Annotated in this window: 12 protein-coding genes and 1 pseudogene; 8 read left to right on the top strand and 5 right to left on the bottom strand. The window is 50.5% G+C overall.

Going from position 1 to position 16,692, the window contains the following annotated elements; genetic code table 11:
- Nucleotides 1–31 precede the first annotated feature (31 nt).
- From purF to H9I35_RS11225, 5 genes and pseudogenes are all read left to right on the top strand, one after another.
- Complete coding sequence (purF, locus tag H9I35_RS11245; protein ID WP_187419456.1) at nucleotides 32–1,474, top strand: amidophosphoribosyltransferase; 1,443 nt, start codon at nucleotides 32–34, stop codon at nucleotides 1,472–1,474.
- A 49-nt stretch (nucleotides 1,475–1,523) separates the two neighbouring features.
- Nucleotides 1,524–2,639, top strand: a complete 1,116-nt coding sequence (purM, locus tag H9I35_RS11240) for a phosphoribosylformylglycinamidine cyclo-ligase (RefSeq protein ID WP_187419455.1) — start codon at nucleotides 1,524–1,526, stop codon at nucleotides 2,637–2,639.
- A 1-nt stretch (nucleotide 2,640) separates the two neighbouring features.
- Nucleotides 2,641–3,279, top strand: a complete 639-nt coding sequence (purN, locus tag H9I35_RS11235) for a phosphoribosylglycinamide formyltransferase (protein WP_187419454.1) — start codon at nucleotides 2,641–2,643, stop codon at nucleotides 3,277–3,279.
- 452 nt (nucleotides 3,280–3,731) lie between these two features.
- Nucleotides 3,732–4,379, top strand: a pseudogene (locus tag H9I35_RS11230) (Vat family streptogramin A O-acetyltransferase).
- Between the two features lie 102 nt (nucleotides 4,380–4,481).
- Complete coding sequence (locus H9I35_RS11225; RefSeq protein WP_187419453.1) at nucleotides 4,482–5,279, top strand: formylglycine-generating enzyme family protein; 798 nt, start codon at nucleotides 4,482–4,484, stop codon at nucleotides 5,277–5,279.
- A gap of 44 nt (nucleotides 5,280–5,323) precedes the next feature.
- Here H9I35_RS11225 and H9I35_RS11220 read toward each other — a convergent pair whose 3' ends face one another.
- The 5 genes from H9I35_RS11220 to H9I35_RS11200 form a co-directional block, all read right to left on the bottom strand.
- The gene (locus H9I35_RS11220) at nucleotides 5,324–5,962 is read right to left on the bottom strand and encodes a lactate utilization protein (protein ID WP_187419452.1); all 639 of its coding nucleotides are present in this window, start codon (nucleotides 5,960–5,962) and stop codon (nucleotides 5,324–5,326) included.
- Between the two features lie 12 nt (nucleotides 5,963–5,974).
- Complete coding sequence (locus H9I35_RS11215) at nucleotides 5,975–8,164, bottom strand: toprim domain-containing protein (RefSeq protein ID WP_252722659.1); 2,190 nt, start codon at nucleotides 8,162–8,164, stop codon at nucleotides 5,975–5,977.
- A 113-nt stretch (nucleotides 8,165–8,277) separates the two neighbouring features.
- On the bottom strand, nucleotides 8,278–9,699 hold the full coding sequence (gene mtaB, locus H9I35_RS11210; RefSeq protein ID WP_187419451.1) for a tRNA (N(6)-L-threonylcarbamoyladenosine(37)-C(2))-methylthiotransferase MtaB: 1,422 nt from the start codon (nucleotides 9,697–9,699) through the stop codon (nucleotides 8,278–8,280).
- A 15-nt stretch (nucleotides 9,700–9,714) separates the two neighbouring features.
- Complete coding sequence (locus H9I35_RS11205; RefSeq protein WP_187419450.1) at nucleotides 9,715–10,578, bottom strand: tetratricopeptide repeat protein; 864 nt, start codon at nucleotides 10,576–10,578, stop codon at nucleotides 9,715–9,717.
- Between the two features lies 1 nt (nucleotide 10,579).
- On the bottom strand, nucleotides 10,580–10,939 hold the full coding sequence (locus H9I35_RS11200) for a bactofilin family protein (protein ID WP_187419449.1): 360 nt from the start codon (nucleotides 10,937–10,939) through the stop codon (nucleotides 10,580–10,582).
- A gap of 480 nt (nucleotides 10,940–11,419) precedes the next feature.
- Between H9I35_RS11200 and pta the strand changes: the two genes are divergently transcribed.
- The 3 genes from pta to H9I35_RS11185 are packed head-to-tail and all read left to right on the top strand — an operon-like array spanning nucleotide 11,420 to nucleotide 16,266.
- Nucleotides 11,420–12,451 (top strand): phosphate acetyltransferase, encoded by a 1,032-nt coding sequence (gene pta / locus H9I35_RS11195; protein WP_187420783.1) that lies wholly within the window; start codon nucleotides 11,420–11,422, stop codon nucleotides 12,449–12,451.
- Nucleotides 12,452–13,705: a CapA family protein gene (locus tag H9I35_RS11190; protein ID WP_187419448.1), complete on the top strand. Its 1,254-nt coding sequence runs from the start codon at nucleotides 12,452–12,454 to the stop codon at nucleotides 13,703–13,705.
- On the top strand, nucleotides 13,696–16,266 hold the full coding sequence (locus H9I35_RS11185) for a helicase-related protein (protein WP_187419447.1): 2,571 nt from the start codon (nucleotides 13,696–13,698) through the stop codon (nucleotides 16,264–16,266). Before H9I35_RS11190 ends, H9I35_RS11185 begins: the two co-directional genes overlap by 10 nt.
- Nucleotides 16,267–16,692 lie beyond the last annotated feature (426 nt).

Below are 16,692 nucleotides of genomic sequence, written 5' to 3'. Positions count from 1 at the left end.
ATTAATTAATAATTTTACGGACGGCGGCAGTATGAATGATTTAACGGACGAAGAAGATGTTCTCCACGACGAATGCGGCGTCGTCGGCGTGTATTTGAACGCCGACCCGATCGATACGTCGGCAATGAGCGCTTCTTCCCTCGCCTACTACGGCATGTATTCCTTACAGCACCGCGGACAGGAAAGCGCGGGGATCGCCGTGTCGGACGGAAGCGATGTCAAAGTGCATAAGCTTATGGGGCTTGTCGCCGACGTCTTTAAACGCGAAAATCTCGATTCTCTTTCGGGAAGGATCGCCGTCGCACACGTCCGCTATGCGACCGCCGGCGGCTGTACGATCGAAAACGCCCAGCCCATGGTCTACCGCTTCAAGCTCGGTACCGTCGCCGTTGCGCACAACGGTCAGCTTGTCAATTACGAACAGCTTCGCGAAATGCTCGAAGAGAGCGGCTCGACATTCAATTCGACGAGCGATACGGAAGTTATCGTCAAATTCATCGCAAAAAGCTATAAAAAGGGACTCGAACGCGCGCTCACCGATACGATTCAGCTTATCAAAGGTTCGTTCGCGCTCTGCGTTATGACGCAGGACTGCCTCATCGGCGCGCGTGATCCGAACGGCATCCGCCCGCTCTGTCTCGGAAAACTCGCAGGCGGCTGGGTGCTCGCAAGCGAAAGCTGCGCTATCGACGCGATGGGAGCCGACTTCGTGCGCGATATCCGTCCCGGCGAAATCGTCATCATCAACGGCGACGGCGTGCTCTCGTTCGAGTTCGGCGAAAAGACGTCGAAGCGATCGTGTATTTTCGAATACGTATACTTCGCGCGTCCCGATTCGATACTCGACGAAATCCCCGTGCAGGAAGCAAGGCTTCGCATGGGTGCGATGCTTGCAAAAGAAAATCCCGTATCGGCGGACGTCGTCATCGGTGTACCCGACAGCGGACTCGGAGCGGCACTCGGCTATTCGCACGCGGCGGGCATCCCCTATGCGACGGGTATCGTCAAAAACAAATACATCGGGAGATCGTTTATCGCGCCGACGCAAAAAGAGCGGGAAAATACCGTATTCGTCAAACTCAATACGATCAAAAACGAAATAAACGGAAAGCGCGTCATCGTCATAGACGATTCGATCGTGCGGGGTACGACGAGCAGGCGTCTCATTCAAATACTGCGCAAAGCGGGCGCAAAAGAAGTGCACTTCCGCGTCTCAAGCCCGCCTGTAAAATTTCCGTGCTATTTCGGCATCGATACGCCGCGCAGAGCGGAACTCATTTCATCGATTCATGACGTCGAAACGATACGCAAAGAGATCGGCGCCGATTCGCTCGCGTTTTTGAGTATGGACGGTATGCTCGAAGCGCTTCGCTCGTGCAATCCCGAACAATACGGTTACTGCAAGGGCTGCTTTACCGGCGAATATCCCGTAGCGGTACCAGGAGAGATCCGAAGCGCACAGCTGCGGTGTTAATTAAAATTATTAATTAATAATATCGGACTGACGTTTTTATGGGGGCGATATGGCGAAAACCATCGATTACAAAAAAAGCGGCGTCGACGTCGACGAAGGATATAAAGCGGTCGACGAATACAAAAAATCCGCGGCAAAAACCGCGATCCCGGGACTTTTGACGGGTATCGGAAGCTTCAACGGCATGTTCGCCGTGCCGAAACACATCAAAGAACCCGTCATGGTAAGCGGTACGGACGGCGTCGGCACAAAACTCGACATCGCCTTTAAGATGAAAAAATACGATACCGTCGGTATCGACTGCGTTGCGATGAGCGTCAACGATATCCTCTGCTCGGGCGTGCCGACGCTTTTTTTTCTCGACTATATCGCCTGCGGTTCGCTCGATGCGAAGATTGCGGGCAAAATCGTAGAAGGAATCGCCGCAGGCTGTAAAGATGCGGGTTGCGCGCTGCTCGGAGGCGAAACCGCTGAAATGCCGGGATTTTACGACAAGGGTAAATACGACGTCGCGGGTTTCGGCGTCGGCATCGGTGAAAAAAAAGAGCTTATAACCGGCAGTAAAATACGAGCGGGAGACGTACTCATCGGTCTTTCGTCAACAGGCGTTCATTCGAACGGCTATTCGCTCGTGCGAAAACTCGTTACCGATTTCAGCGAACCTTTTTGTCCGGACGGAAAGCGGGAGCGAAAAACGATCGGAGACGTGCTTTTGACGCCGACGCGCATCTACGTGCGGCCGGTTATGGACGTACTCAAAACGTACCGGAGTTCGGTACACGGCATGGTGCACATCACGGGCGGCGGCTTTTATGAAAATCTTCCGCGTATGTATCCCCGTGCGAAGGAAAATCAAAAACAGCTCATATCGATTATTAAAAACGGAAGCTGGGATGTGCCTCCTATTTTTGCGGAGCTCGTAAGGCGAGGGGCCGACGAAAAGCGCATGTTCGAAACGTTCAATATGGGGATCGGCTTTGTGCTCGCGGTAAAAAAAAGCGACGCCTGCGCGATCGTCGATCGGTTCAACAAACACGCAAAACGCTTTTCGGTCAAAGGCATCCCCGATATGAAAGCGTATACGATAGGGCGCGTCGCAGCATCCGAAAAAGAAATCCGCGGAAACGTCAAAGGCAATAAAGCGATGACGCTCTTTGAAGGATAAAATGCTTTCGATCGCAGTTTTCGTTTCGGGAAGCGGCACGAATTTGCAGGCGCTCATCGATTATGAAAAATCCCACACTTTGTGTCCGTACCGCATCCGTCTTGTCGTAAGCGACAGAAAAGACGCTTATGCGCTCGAACGCGCAAAAAAGGCGGGAATCGCGACGGAGCTCGTAAGCGCGTACGCGGTACTCGGAAAAGAAAAAGCGGAGGTCGCATCACGCGACGAAAAGCGCCTTGCCGTTTCGAACGCGGCTCTCGCCGCATGCAAAAAGCACAAAGCGGACGCGATCGTACTTGCGGGCTGGCTCACGGTTTTATGCGGCCCCATAATCGGCGAGTACGGCGGAAAGATCATCAATCTGCATCCCGCCCTGCTTCCGAAATTCGGAGGAGTGGGTATGTGGGGACGGCGCGTACACGAAGCGGTCATAGCCGAAGGCGAAAAGGAAAGCGGCTGCACCGTGCATTTTGTGGATTCGGGCTGCGACACGGGGGCGATCCTCGTGCAAAAAAAAGTGAGCGTCATGCCCGGCGATACGGCAGACACATTGTACGCGCGGATAGCGCCGGTCGAACACGACGCGATAGTCGAAGGCGCCTGCCTCCTCGCGCGGCGGCTGCATGAAAATGCGAGGTAAAACGCCGAAAATAATACTCATTCCGCAAGTTAAAGCGCGGAACACGACGCAGACCGCCGGTGCGAGGCATGGAGCAAAGCACCGGCCTTCCGTGCCGTCCTGTAAGCGCACCTTTACCTATGACTTCTTGCTCGTTTTAGATAAAACTTAATTTCCGTGTACATCCGTGTATACGATGCTATATTTATGTATGAAATCGTGTTATTATAATAAAACGTATTGAAGCCGTGATGAATTTTATACGGCGATTTTGCCGTATAAAAAGATTTACGGCGGATACGGAAAACATATGTTAGGTGCACGCCTTCGGCGGGCAAGAAAGAAGATTATTTACACATTAAAGATAAATGTAGTAAATATATATCTCTAATAATCGAGAGGAGAAAAGGCCGGAAATGAACATATAAGATTTATATAAATTATCTTCACCATAATAATTATAGGAGTTTTATATGTACGGTCCTCAACCCAATGAAATACACCCCATGAAGGGGTTTGATCAAGTATGTTTTATTAAGAATATAATTACTAATCAAAATATAATCGTTGGTGATTATTCGTATTACGATGATCCGGTAAATTCGGAAAACTTTGAAAATAATGTTCTGTATCATTATCCATTCATTGGAGACAAATTAATTATTGGAAAGTTTTGTGCCATTGCCCGAAATGTTAAGTTCATAATGAATGGTGCAAATCATAAAATGAATTGTTTCACAACATATCCATTTTCAATATTTAGAAATGGATGGGAAAAAGTAACACCGGAAATGGAAGAGTTACCGATTAAAGGGGATACGGTAATTCAGAATGATGTATGGATTGGTTATAATTCTTTAATAATGCCCGGAATAAAGATAGGTAATGGTTCAATAATTGCATCAAATTCCGTTGTAGTAAGAGATGTAGAACCATATTCAATCGTTGGAGGAAATCCTGCAAAATTAATACGAAAAAGATTTGATAATGAAATTATTGATCTTTTAGAAAGTATAAAATGATGGGATTGGCCAATAGAAAAAATAACGACAAATCTCGAGATACTTACCTCAAATGATGTAAGTAAATTACGAGAAATTAGTGATATGAAAATCACCTAACACCCGCTTCAACCTGACATTGCGGACAAGCCGCAAACGCAGGTTAAGCGAATGTTAAGTTGACGGCGCATTGCGTCGCTGTTGTTTTAAGGATCACAGAAGATGAAAAAAATTGTCAGTATCTTAGTACTATCGCTCATACTCTTAGGAATGGCTCCTGCTCAAATTTCTCAGCATGACTTCGTATTTGTAGAAGGAGGAACATTCCGTATGGGAAGCGATGTAAGTGCTCATTCGAATGAACATCCCGAGCATGAAGTTACTGTCGACAGTTTTTATATCTGCACACACGAAGTTACACAAGCGGAATACCAAGCTGTCATGGGCAAAAATCCCAGTCAGTTTAAAGACGATACTCGCCCGGTGGAATGTGTTACTTGGTATGATGCGGTAGAATACTGCAACAAAAGAAGTGTAATTGAAGGACTTACTCCATGCTATACGGGAAATAAAGGTGACGGTTATACTTGTAATTTCGGTGCAAACGGCTATCGGCTTCCCACTGAAGCTGAATGGGAGTATGCCGCGCGCGGCGGACTCAATAGTAAAGGCTACATCTACAGCGGAAGCAATAGTATTAACAAGGTAGCTTGGTATAGCAAGAACAAAGATGATGAGAACGGTGAAACACATCAGGTAATGTCTAAATTGCCGAACGAGTTGGGCATCTACGATATGAGCGGAAATGTATGGGAATGGTGTTGGGATCTATACGGGTTTTATCGATCGGGAGCTCAAACAAATCCGACAGGTGCCGCGTATAGTCCTTTTCGTTCTTTAAGGGGCGGTGCGTATGATATAATCGCTAAGGATTGCAGTGTTACCGTTCGTGAGAACGGCGCATTTCCAGAGCTTTTTCATAACAGCGTCGGATTCCGAATTGCGCGTACTACTAAGTAAAATCACGGCCAATTATTACATCGAAACTTCATCATAATAATCGGCTAAAACCCGAGTGCTTCTCCGACGAGGACGACTTTGATCCTTCCCGCGGGTTTACACAAGCGCGTGCGCACGATGTACGAGCAGATGCTGTCGGTGCTTTTGCAGTCGGCGCAGGTTCCCGTCGTTTTGCAGGGCGTGCGTATGTCAAAGCGCTGCGCGTTGACGGGAGCTGCCGTATTGCGTGCGCGGGAGACAGCGTCTTCGGCGGTCTTTACGACTTTGTTCATGCCGCACACGACGATGACGCTTTTTGGACCGAACGTCATCGCTGCAACTCGGTTGCCGTTTCCGTCGACGTTGACGATTTCGCCGTCTTCGGAAATCGCGTTCGCGCCCGTCAAATACGTATCGCACAAAAGAGCGCGCCTCATGATTTCGATTTTTTCTTCCTGCGACTGCGCCGTACTGCGGTCGATGACGCGCCATCCGCCTTTTTTTACGCGATCTATGACGCCGAGCGCTTCCATCGTCATGGAGCCGCCCCACGACACGACGTCCGTCTTCGGAATGAGCGAGAGAATTTTTTCAGCCGCTTCCGCGCATGACGCGCAGTAATAAGCGTCGAAGTGCCGAAGCGAGAGCGCTTTTATGAGGCTTGCCCCGAGTTTTTCGTTTCTGATCCGTTCCGCCTTATCCATAAAATCCTCCGCCTACGCGTCGATTTCGGAAGCGAGGTGATGTACGATAAAGTTTCTACGCTCGGGCGTATTTTTTCCCATGTAAAACTGCAGCACTTTCGGCACGTTTTTCAGCGATTCGATCGACACCGGTGTCAAACGCATGCCGCGGTCTTCACCGTCGCCTTCTTTTCGCGGACGGATAAACTGACCGAATTCGTTCGGGCTGATTTCGCCCAAGCCTTTAAATCGCGTTACTTCCGCACCCGTTCCGAGCGCTTTCAATTCTTTATCGCGGGACGCTTCGCTGTAGCAGTAACGAGTCGTCGTTTTATTTCTCACGCGGAACAATGGCGTTTCAAGTATGTACACGTGACCGCGCAAAACTATCTCTTCGAAATACAGCAAAAAATACGTGAGCACGAGGTTTCGGATATGAAAGCCGTCGTTATCGGCATCGGTTGCAATGACGATTTTATCGTAGCGGAGATCTTCGATATCCTTTTGAATGCCGAGCGAAAAGGTGAGGTTTTTCAGTTCTTCGTTTTCATAGAGCGCCGACTTCCGCCTGCCGTACATATTTTCGGGCTTTCCGCGGAGTGAAAAAATCGCCTGCGTCGCAACGTCGCGGCAGCCGACCATCGAACCTGTTGCCGAATCGCCTTCCGTTATAAAGATCATCGACTCCGCGCCTTCTTCTCCGTCCTGTACGTGATAGCGGCAGTCTTTGAGTTTGGGGATTTTGAGCGTAACGCTTTTCGCCGCTTCGCGGATCTGCTTGTCGGTAACGTTGTTGATTTCGGCGTGCGCTTTTTGATTTTTAATAATTTTTTCTTCGATCGCGCCTGCGATGTCGGGATTGTGACGCAGCCAATCGTCGATCGCGAACTGCGTTTCTTTCATGATCGGCGAGCGCACTTCGACGTTGCCGAGTTTGTTTTTCGTCTGACTCGTAAACATGGGATTGTCGATGCCGATTTTGAGCGCGACGAAAAGTCCGCCGGCCGCATCGCGCATGTCGTATTCTTTTTTATAAAAGGCGCTGATCCCTTTTGTAAAGCCGTCGAGAAAAGACGTTACGTGGGTGCCGCCGTCTTCGGTGCTCTGTCCGTTTACGAACGAATAGACGAATTTATCGAGGCTGTTCGTATGCGTGAGGACGAATTGAATCGCTTTGCCGTTATACGAAAACATCGGATAGAGCGGTTTACTCTTTCCCATTTCGTTTAAAAGCAGATCTTCCAATCCCTTTTCGCTTTTATATTCTTTGCCGTTGCAGCTGATGAGCAGCCCCGGATTGAGGTAAGCGTAATTCCACAAACGCTTTTCGACCATGTCCATATTGAACGTGTACGGGCCGAAAATATCTTCGTCGGGAACGAATTCGAGATAGGTGCCGTTTTTGACGCCGTCTTTCGCTTTGCCGAGTTTTTCGTCCGTCTTTTCGCCGTGCGCGTATTCGACGACGGCCATTTTTCCGTCACGCACCGACGCTGCGCGGAAATACGAAGAGAGCGCGTTCGTCGCTTTGATGCCGACGCCGTTCATGCCGATCGCCTGCTTGAACACCGTATTGTTGTACTTTGCGCCGGTGTTTACGTTCGACACACAATCGTCGAGTTTGCCGAGCGGAATGCCGCGCCCGTAATCGCGGATTTTTACGCGCCCGTCGGTGATATCGATATCGATTCGCTTTCCGAAGCCTTGAGAAAATTCGTCGACCGCATTGTCGATACCTTCTTTTAATAAAATATAGATGCCGTCGTTTTCATTCGATCCGTCGCCGAGACTGCCGATATACATGCCGGGTCTGAGCCGTATGTGTTCGAGTCCTTCGAGGTGTAAAATGCTGTCTTCGTCGTACACGCCGTGTTTCGGAGTCGGCCTCTTGGCGATATCGGAAAGTTTTTTCGCAGCCGCCGAACGCGTTCCGCCGGAAGCGGTTTTTGCTACTTCCCGCGAAGTTCCGGCTGAAGTTTTTGCGGTATTTTTTTTCGCAGAGCTCCGAGTCGTTTTCGTCTCTTTTACCGCGCTTTTTTTACCGGCGGCGGAAGCCGTTTTTTTCGCTTGAGTTTTCGGCTTTGCACTCTTCGGTTTTGCGGATTCGGCGCGCTTTTCTTTCGCTTGAGTTTTTTTCGTCGCGGACGCTTTCGCACCGCCCTTCGTATCGGTCTTTTTTGCGGCCGCCGCAAGCAGCCCGCCTTTTTTTTGAATGCCACCCATACCGGCAGTATATAACAATTTCCCGCATCATCGCAAGCATGCATAAAAACGAACAGGATATGTGCACGGCTGACGTTTTCCGAGTATTCGGCATCTCATCACACCGCTCGGCGCTAAATTACAAGCTCGGCTTCCGCTTCGAGTTCGTCGCCCCGCCGTATCGCATCGGTACAAGGGTTCAGGATGCGCACGCGGATATCGCTTCCCGGACGAGGTGCGGTAAGTCCCGAAAAGCGGACTTTGCAGTGAATGAAATTTTCGGTTACCGCTCGGATATGAAAAGATCCGTCGCCTTCTTTTGCGTTTTCTGCGATCGCGCGCATTGTCGTGCCGCAAATCGATTCGATATAAGCCGTTTTACTTTGCAGGGCGAAATCGGAAAGCAAACGCACCCTCTCGCGCACGGTTGCCGAAGGAACTTTCGGCTTCATCGAAAAAGCGCGGGTCCCCGGGCGCGGGGAAAACGGAAAGACGTGAACGTATGCAAAGCCGCACGCGCGACAGAGTTCGAGCGTTTTCGAAAAATCTTCATCCGTTTCGCCGGGAAAACCTGCGATGATGTCGCATGCAAAAAATGCGTTGCCTTTTGCCCGTCTCAACATTGAAACAGATCGGAGAATATCGTCCGCGCGATAACTTCTGTTCATGGCGGCAAGAACCGCATCGCTTCCGCTCTGTACCGAAAGGTGAAAATGAGGGCGTACGCGCTCGTCTTTGACGATGCTGCAAAAACGGTCGTCGACGAGTTCGGGATACATACTCGATATGCGAAATGCAACGCCGCTCGTTTCATCGAGCGCTTTTTCGAGGAGGTTGGCGAAGGTATAATACGCGCCGTCGTATTCTCCGCGGTACTGCGCGATATTGACCGCCGTAAAAACGATTTCGTTTTGTCCCTCCGCTTTGAGGGAAGCGATTCTGGAAAGCACGTCACGCACCGGAAGCGAAACCGATTTTCCCCGAGCGATCCGGATCGCACAGTAGGAGCAGGCGCTGTCGCAGCCGTCCTGTATTTTAAGAGACGAACGCGAATGTGCAAGAAAGGTATCGGTCGCCAAACGGAAAGACGCTTCGGATTTTCCCGAATGTGATTTCGTATCGGAAAAAAGCGTCGACTCAAGGAGATTCGAAAAATCTTCCGCAGAAAACATCTCGTGCGCTTCTATAAAATCCGAAAGGATCGGAGGAACGTCTGCGAGCTTGTCTTTGCAGAGTCCCGGAAGGACTGCGACGCGGGGAGCGAGTTCGGCGATTTTATCCGCAGCGAGCTGGGCATAGCAGCCCGTAACGATGACGGAAGAAGCCGGACACTTTTGCAAAAGCAATCGAATTTCGCGCCGTGCTTTTTGCTCCGCCTTTTGCGTTACCGCGCACGTGTTTACGACGCATACAAGCACGTCGCGAAGGACTTCGCTTGCAGCCGTCGGAGGTATCATGGAAACGGAAAAACGGGCGTCGACAAAAAAACGCGCTGCCGACTCGCTTTCGATTTGATTGAGGCGGCAGCCCAAAGTTTCAAAGATGATTTGCGGCAACGTACACCTTGACGATTATTGCAGACGGGATGCGATGCGGGCTTTGCCGCTTTGCGCGTCGGAAGAAGCAGCATTGAGCAGGAGCGCTTCGTCGTAAGCTTCAGCCGCTTCGTAATAATTGCCCGCCATTTCACGCGCATAACCCAGCCGCGTCCACCAGCGGTCGAGCAGCGGTTCCTTTTTTACCGCGGCGGAAAGAGCGATATCCGCGTGCTGATAGCGCGCTTGGCGGATATAGATTTCACCCATAAAATAATATGCCGCTCCGACGCGGGAACCGCTTTCGGGAGCGTTTGCGACATAGCGCTGAAACTGTTCAAGCGCGCCGTTATTTTTTCCGAGATAATATTTCGCTTCGCCCAATATTTCAATGAGACGCAGATCGTAGGGACTGACGGCCAGTCCGTCCGCAGCACGCTGCTCCGCTTCCGCGTATTGCCGGTTTCGAACGAGAGACCAGCACAAAACCACGTAAGATTCGATACGCGACGGATTGCGCGCGATTTCCGTTTCACAAATTTGAATCGCCGCCGCATAGTCGCCGTTTTGATAAAGTACAAGCGCGTCACGCTTTTGCGCACTTTGCCTGCGTTGCGCCTGTGCGGGAGGCACCGATTGCACGGAAGGCGTCTGAGACGGAGCGGCTTGCACAGAGGAAGTCTGCGGCGGAGTCGATTGCGGAGCAGGCGTTTCGTTTTGCACTTGAGGTGCGGGAACAAGAACGTCTCCGGGTACGGCTTGAGGAGAAGACGATTGCGGAGCGGGAGCCGTTTGAGGAGAAGAAGACTGCCCCCCTTCACCAGACGTTTGAGAAAAAAGCGGAAAGGCAAAAGCAATCGCCAATGCCCAAATAATCGACTGTCGTAAAAATCGCTGCATATTATTTTACCATCGTACATTTGCCGGTAAAGGTGCTGCCCGGTTCAAGCACCACCTGCTCGGCCGTGATATCTCCGTCGATCGAGCCCGAAGCCGTGACGAATACCATTTTTTTTGCAGCGACATTGCCCTTCACTTTTCCTTTGACGAGTACGCGGAGTGCTTTTATGTCCGCTTCGACGGATGCGCCGCTGTCTATAACCAGATCGCTCGTCGCATCGATGCTGCCTTTTACCCTGCCGCGGATCATAAACGGCTTTGTAAAGCGGATGCTTCCCGTAAACGTGATATCGCTTTCGATGACGGTATCGAACGCTTCTTCTTCGAGATCGAACAAATCTATATCTTTTACATCGAACATGGCTACACTTTAACGTGAAAAAATTGCTCGGTCAATACGGCGGGCAGGTATATATTTTTTACCTTGCGGTACCCTTATTGCCGGGATTTTTTTTCTTCTTTTTATTAATAAAATTGTCTATCCCTTGCTATTTTATCTACGAGGGTTTATTATAAACGCGTACGCATCGTATATTCTATTATATCGATTGCGTATCGATTGCAATACCGAAGCGGCGCTCTTTGCTGGAAGGGCGTACCAGGAGGAAATATGGCTGTTGTAAAAAAATCCGCTGTAAAAAAGACGACGGTAAAAAAGACCGATACCGGAAAAACGGTAAAAAAACCGGCTGCTAAAAAAGCTGCTGCGAAAACGGCAAAAAAGACGGCTGAAAAAAAAGCGTCCGTGAAAAAAACGGTAAAAAAAGTTGCCGCAAAAAAGACTCAGGCAAAGGCAAAAGCCGCCGCAAAACCTGCAGCGAAAAAGACTGCAAAGAGCGGAATCGATTTTACCGCGGAAATGATCCAAAAAGCGAAAGCGTATCAAAAGTCGCTCGTGCTGCCCGAAGGCGATGAAGAGCGCACGATATGCGCCGCAGCAAAGATCGTCTCAAAAAAAATCGCAAAAAAAGTGACGCTTCTCGGCTCCCGTGAAAAAATCGAAAGCCTTGCGCGCACTCTTAAAGTTTCGCTTGCAGGCATCGACATCATCGACCCCGTATCCTCTCCGTGGCTCGACGAGTTCGGTCAAGCTTATTTTGAACTCAGACAGGGAAAAATCAATAAAAAAACGAACCTGCCCGAAGTGGGCGATGCTGCGGCGGGCAAAGCGTTTATGCTTTCCGATTATTTGAGCTTCGGCGCCATGATGGTGAGAAAAGGTTATGCCGACGCCATGGTAAGCGGCGCACGTTCTTCGACGGCAGCCCTCCTCCGCGCGGGATTAAAAGTTATCGGCACCGAAAGCAAAACGGCATCTTCGTGCTTTGTCATGGACATGCACGATTCGTCGTGGGGTCATAAGGGCTTGATGATTTTTTCCGACTGCGCGGTCGTTCCCGAACCGGATGCCGAACAGCTTTCCGACATAGCAGTCGCGGCCGGAAAATCGTGCAAAGCGCTTTTGGGCTGCGATCCGTGCATCGCACTTCTTTCCTTTTCGACAAAGGGCTCGGGCGGTGCTCAACCTTCGGTTCTCACGGTACAGGAAGCGGTACAAAAAGCGCACGCAAAAGCGCCCTCACTTTTGCTCGACGGCGAGCTGCAGGCGGACGCGGCGCTTATCCCGTCCGTCACCGACAAAAAAGCTCCCGGCTCTCCGGTAAAAGGCAAAGTGAACACGATCGTATTCCCGAATCTCTCGGCGGGAAACATCGGCTATAAACTCGTGCAGCGACTCGCCCGTGCGGATGCCTACGGTCCGATCCTGCAGGGATTTGCCAAACCGATAAGCGATCTCTCCCGCGGCTGTTCGGTCGACGATATCGTCATAACGGCGGCAATCACGCTCGTTCAGGCGGGAAGCGCCGTATAAATGAAAATCAGGAACAGCCTTTACCTGCTTTTTTGCATCATCGTCCTCGCCTCGTGTAAAACTGTTCCGAAGCAAAAGCCCGTATCGGAAGCGCCCGAAACGCCGAACGGGCAAAACCTTTCCGTTTCGGCCGAAGAAGATTCCGCACCTGCTTTCGGAAGTGAAAAAACCGATCGCGAAGAGATACGGCACAACCTCACGCTTTTGTTCACGGGCGATATCATGGCGCATAAGCCGAACTATTCTATGAGCGATTATTCACTCATCTGGAAAGATATCGCCCCGCTCGCCCTCTCGTGCGATTTTTCGTTTGCGAACATCGAAGCTCCGGTCGACGACAGTATCCCCTATGCAACTTATCCGCGCTTCAATATGCACTCCGAATATCCGGAAGCTGCGATCCGCGCCGGCTTCAACGTTTTTTCTCTCGTAAACAATCACTCGAACGATCAGGGACTTTCGGGTATGAAGCATACGCGCGAGTGGGCGGAAAAAACGGAGAGCGCACACAAAGGCACGGAGCGCGAAGTCTTTTTTTCGGGATTGAAAAAATCGGGCGGAGATGCGATCGGATATAAAATTATTAAAAAAAACGGATGGACGATCATTTTCTGCGCGGTAACGGAAGTGCTGAACGAAAAAGATCATATCGAATATATGGACTACGTCCCGCCCGCGCCGGCAGCGAGGGAAGCGTTCGGAAACCGTATACGGCACATCAGAGCGGAAAATCCGTGCGATATTTTTATCCTTTCGATTCATGCGAACGTTCCGGAATACATCCGAAGCATATCTCAGGCGCAGCGCTCGTATTATTATAAACTGCTCGACTGCGGAGCCGACATCATTTGGGCGAATCACCCGCACGTAGTACAGGAACGCGAGTTTATCGGAAAAAAATCCGAGCGGCGTTTTTCGAAACTCATACTCTACGCGAACGGTAATACGATAAGCGCTCAGCGGCATAAGCCCGCTTTTAACGTACCCGATGATCCGCACGAATATACGGGCGACGGACTTTTATACAAAGTGATCTATTATAAAAAAGAAAAGGGCGGCATCGCGATTCTGCACGAAACGAAAGCGCACTACATAACGACGTACATCACGACGGCATATCAATTCGTCATAAAATATCTCGACGACGATTTTATCGTATATTTGGGAAACGCGGGACGGCGGGAGTGGATGCGCTACATCGCCGCGCGGAAAATCATCATGGAAAACACACGGGTACGGAAAACATGGCTATAGATTACAAATCGCTTCCTGTATACGAACAAAAGCAGCGTATTTTAGACACGCTCGCGCACAACCAAGTGATCGTCGTGCAGAGCCCGACCGGCAGCGGCAAAACGACTCAGATTCCGGTCATCCTCTACGAAGCGGGCTATGCCGAAACAGGCGTCGTCGCGGTGACGCAGCCGAGACGGATCGCAGCCCTTTCCGTAAGCGAATTCATTTCAAAGCAGCTCGGCACGACCTACCCCGGACTGGTCGGATATAAAATGCGCTTCGAAGATAAAACGGATGCGACGACGAGGATTAAAATAATGACCGACGGCATTTTGCTGCAGGAAATGAAGCTCGACCCGTGGATGTCGAAGTACTCGGTCATTATGGTGGACGAAGCGCACGAGCGGAGTTTGAATATCGACTTTGTACTCGGATTGTTAAAACGCGTTTTGGCCGAACGCAAAGATTTCAAAGTCATCGTTTCGTCGGCGACGATGAACGCCGAAGCCTTTTCATCCTACTTCGACGGATGCCCCATCGTTACGATCGACACGGTTACCTTTCCCGTAACCCTCGTCTACGATCCGCCGGCCGTCTCCGCAAGCACCGTATCGGACGCCGCATGCGACGCGCTTTTAACGAAAATCGAAAACACGGTCGAGCGCGTCCTCGACAACAGAATCGACGGCGGCATTTTGATTTTTTTGCCGGGAGAAAAAATTATTAAAGACTGCCTTTTCCGCCTCGACCGTTCGCCCTTTGCACGGAAAATCCACACGCTGCCGCTCTACGGCAGGCTTCCGAAAGAAGAACAGGAGCGCGTTTTCGCCCCTCCCCCGTTCGGAAAAAAGAAAATAATAATTTCCACGAACATCGCGGAAACGTCCGTCACGATAAGCGACATTACGACCGTCATCGATTCGGGACTGGCAAAGCTCAATTTTTACAATCCGCACACGTACACGTCGAGTCTCGTCGAAACGGCCGTTTCAAAAGCGTCGTGCAATCAGCGAAAAGGAAGAGCGGGACGCACGTGCCCCGGCAGCTGTTACCGCCTCTATCCGCGCAAAGATTACGAAACGCGAGAAATGTACACGATCGAAGAGATCTACCGAACCGATTTGAGTGAAGTCGTTTTACGCATGGCCGAACTCGGCATTACGAATTTTTACGACTTCAACTTTCTCTCCCCGCCTTCCCGCGAAGGAATCGCAGGCGCGGTCGATACGCTCGTCATGCTCAAAGCGATAACGAAAGACAATACGCTCTCGTCGATCGGAAAACTCATGGTCGAATTTCCGCTCGAACCCAGGATAAGCCGCATCATCGTAGAAGCGATTATGAAATATCCCTCCGTTCTCGAAGAAGCGCTCGTCGCAGCCTCTTTTCTTTCGGCCAATTCACCCTTCGTGCTTCCGCCCGGAGAAGAGCTTGAAGCGCGCCGTGCGCATCACGCATTCCGCGATGTGCAGGGCGACTTCGTTTCCTACCTGCATATCTTCCGCGCGTACCGGGGCGCTTCGAATAAAGCGCGCTTTTGCAAAAACAGTTTTTTCGATGAGCGCGTTATGGCGGAAATCGAAAACATCGACATACAGCTTTCGCAGATCGTCGCCGATATGCGGATCCCGATCACCGGAGGCGGGACGATGAGCGATTATCTGTGCTGCATAGCCGCGGGCATGATGCAGTTCGTGTGCGTGCGCGAGGGGAAAGACAATTACAAAACGCTGACGACCGAACACATCTGCATCCATCCGGGAAGCAGCATGTTCCGAACCGATCCGCTGTACATCGTCGCTGGGGAAATCGTGCGCACGTCGCGCATGTTCGCCATGAGCGTCTCTCCTTTGACGAGGACGCTGCTTGACGCGATCGATCCCTCGCTGCGCGAAAAACTTGAAAAAAAATGCACGCGGAAAACCAAAGCGCGCGAAGCGGATACGGTTTTACCGAAACAAAAAACGAAAGATGAAAACGGAAAAGCGAAAAAAATTATTAAAGAGATAAAAGGCGAAGAGTGCGTTTCGTTCGGCGGAGAAACGTTCGCCCTTAAAAAGATAAAAGGCAAAAAAACCGTATTTTTACCCTACAAAGCTTTTATCAAGGCGGCGAAAAACGAAACCGACGAAAGCCTTGTAAAACAGGTCGGAGGACTCCGCTGCAAAATACTCTTTGAAAACGGCTATACGCTGCTCGACGGCGAAAAGCTCGAACTTGCTTTAAAGCTTGCAAAATCGATTTCGCTCTCTCCGATGCCGGAAAATAAATTCGACAAAAAGCTCAACATCAGCCTTGCCGATGAAGGCGCATCCGCCCGCCTTTCCGATGCTCTCGACATCGTGCTGGGAGTGGCGGTCGCAAAACAAAAGAGCAAAGAGTACGGCTTCGTGTGCCTCTTTACCGACGGAAACGGCACCTATTGGTTTAAAGTATCGCGCGGCTTTACTACGGCGCTCAACGAAAGCCTTTCATCGCTCGAACTCTTAAGCGACGACGTAAACGCCGACTTTACCGAAGCGCAAAAAGAAAAAGCGAACCGCGTATACCGCGCCCTCCACTCGCTGTATGAAAGTTAAGGCATATAAATTCCGAGCAGTGCGGAACTTGCAACGAGCACGAAGTGCGAAGTTCCCCGCGCAGGAATTTATGTGCGTCTCCTATAAAAGAAAACCGACTCGGTCGTTTTTCGCCTCTCGACTTATCACATAAATTCCGAGCAGTGCGCAACTTGCAACGAGCGCGGAGCGCGAAGTTCCCCGCGCAGGAATTTATGTGCGTCTCCTATCACACAGCGCGCCGTAAACGCCGCGCTTTGCGTCCTCATAAAGAATTGCAGTCGGCTTTCATACCTTTTATGGCATCCGAAAGGATGAGGTATGAAAGCCTCCGCGCGGATAAAAGAAAAACGGCCCGGTCGTTTTTCGCCTTTCGACTTATCATATAAATTCCGATCCGTGCGGAAATTGCAACGAGCGCGGAGCGCGAAGTTCCCCGCGCAACTT

The organism is Treponema sp. Marseille-Q4132, assembly GCF_014334835.1.
In the GTDB taxonomy this organism is placed as follows: Bacteria; Spirochaetota; Spirochaetia; order Treponematales; family Treponemataceae; genus Treponema_D; species Treponema_D paredis.
This window is presented reverse-complemented; position numbering and strand designations above follow the sequence as displayed.

What these genes read in the sequence shown, in the direction of transcription:
- purF (WP_187419456.1), top strand. Translation starts at nt 32, where the DNA reads ATGAATGATTTAACGGACGAAGAAGATGTTCTCCACGACGAATGCGGC.
- purM (WP_187419455.1), top strand. Translation starts at nt 1,524, where the DNA reads ATGGCGAAAACCATCGATTACAAAAAAAGCGGCGTCGACGTCGACGAA.
- purN (WP_187419454.1), top strand. Translation starts at nt 2,641, where the DNA reads ATGCTTTCGATCGCAGTTTTCGTTTCGGGAAGCGGCACGAATTTGCAG.
- H9I35_RS11225 (WP_187419453.1), top strand. Translation starts at nt 4,482, where the DNA reads ATGAAAAAAATTGTCAGTATCTTAGTACTATCGCTCATACTCTTAGGA.
- H9I35_RS11220 (WP_187419452.1), bottom strand. Translation starts at nt 5,962, where the DNA reads ATGGATAAGGCGGAACGGATCAGAAACGAAAAACTCGGGGCAAGCCTC.
- H9I35_RS11215 (WP_252722659.1), bottom strand. Translation starts at nt 8,164, where the DNA reads ATGGGTGGCATTCAAAAAAAAGGCGGGCTGCTTGCGGCGGCCGCAAAA.
- H9I35_RS11205 (WP_187419450.1), bottom strand. Translation starts at nt 10,578, where the DNA reads ATGCAGCGATTTTTACGACAGTCGATTATTTGGGCATTGGCGATTGCT.
- H9I35_RS11200 (WP_187419449.1), bottom strand. Translation starts at nt 10,939, where the DNA reads ATGTTCGATGTAAAAGATATAGATTTGTTCGATCTCGAAGAAGAAGCG.
- H9I35_RS11190 (WP_187419448.1), top strand. Translation starts at nt 12,452, where the DNA reads ATGAAAATCAGGAACAGCCTTTACCTGCTTTTTTGCATCATCGTCCTC.
- H9I35_RS11185 (WP_187419447.1), top strand. Translation starts at nt 13,696, where the DNA reads ATGGCTATAGATTACAAATCGCTTCCTGTATACGAACAAAAGCAGCGT.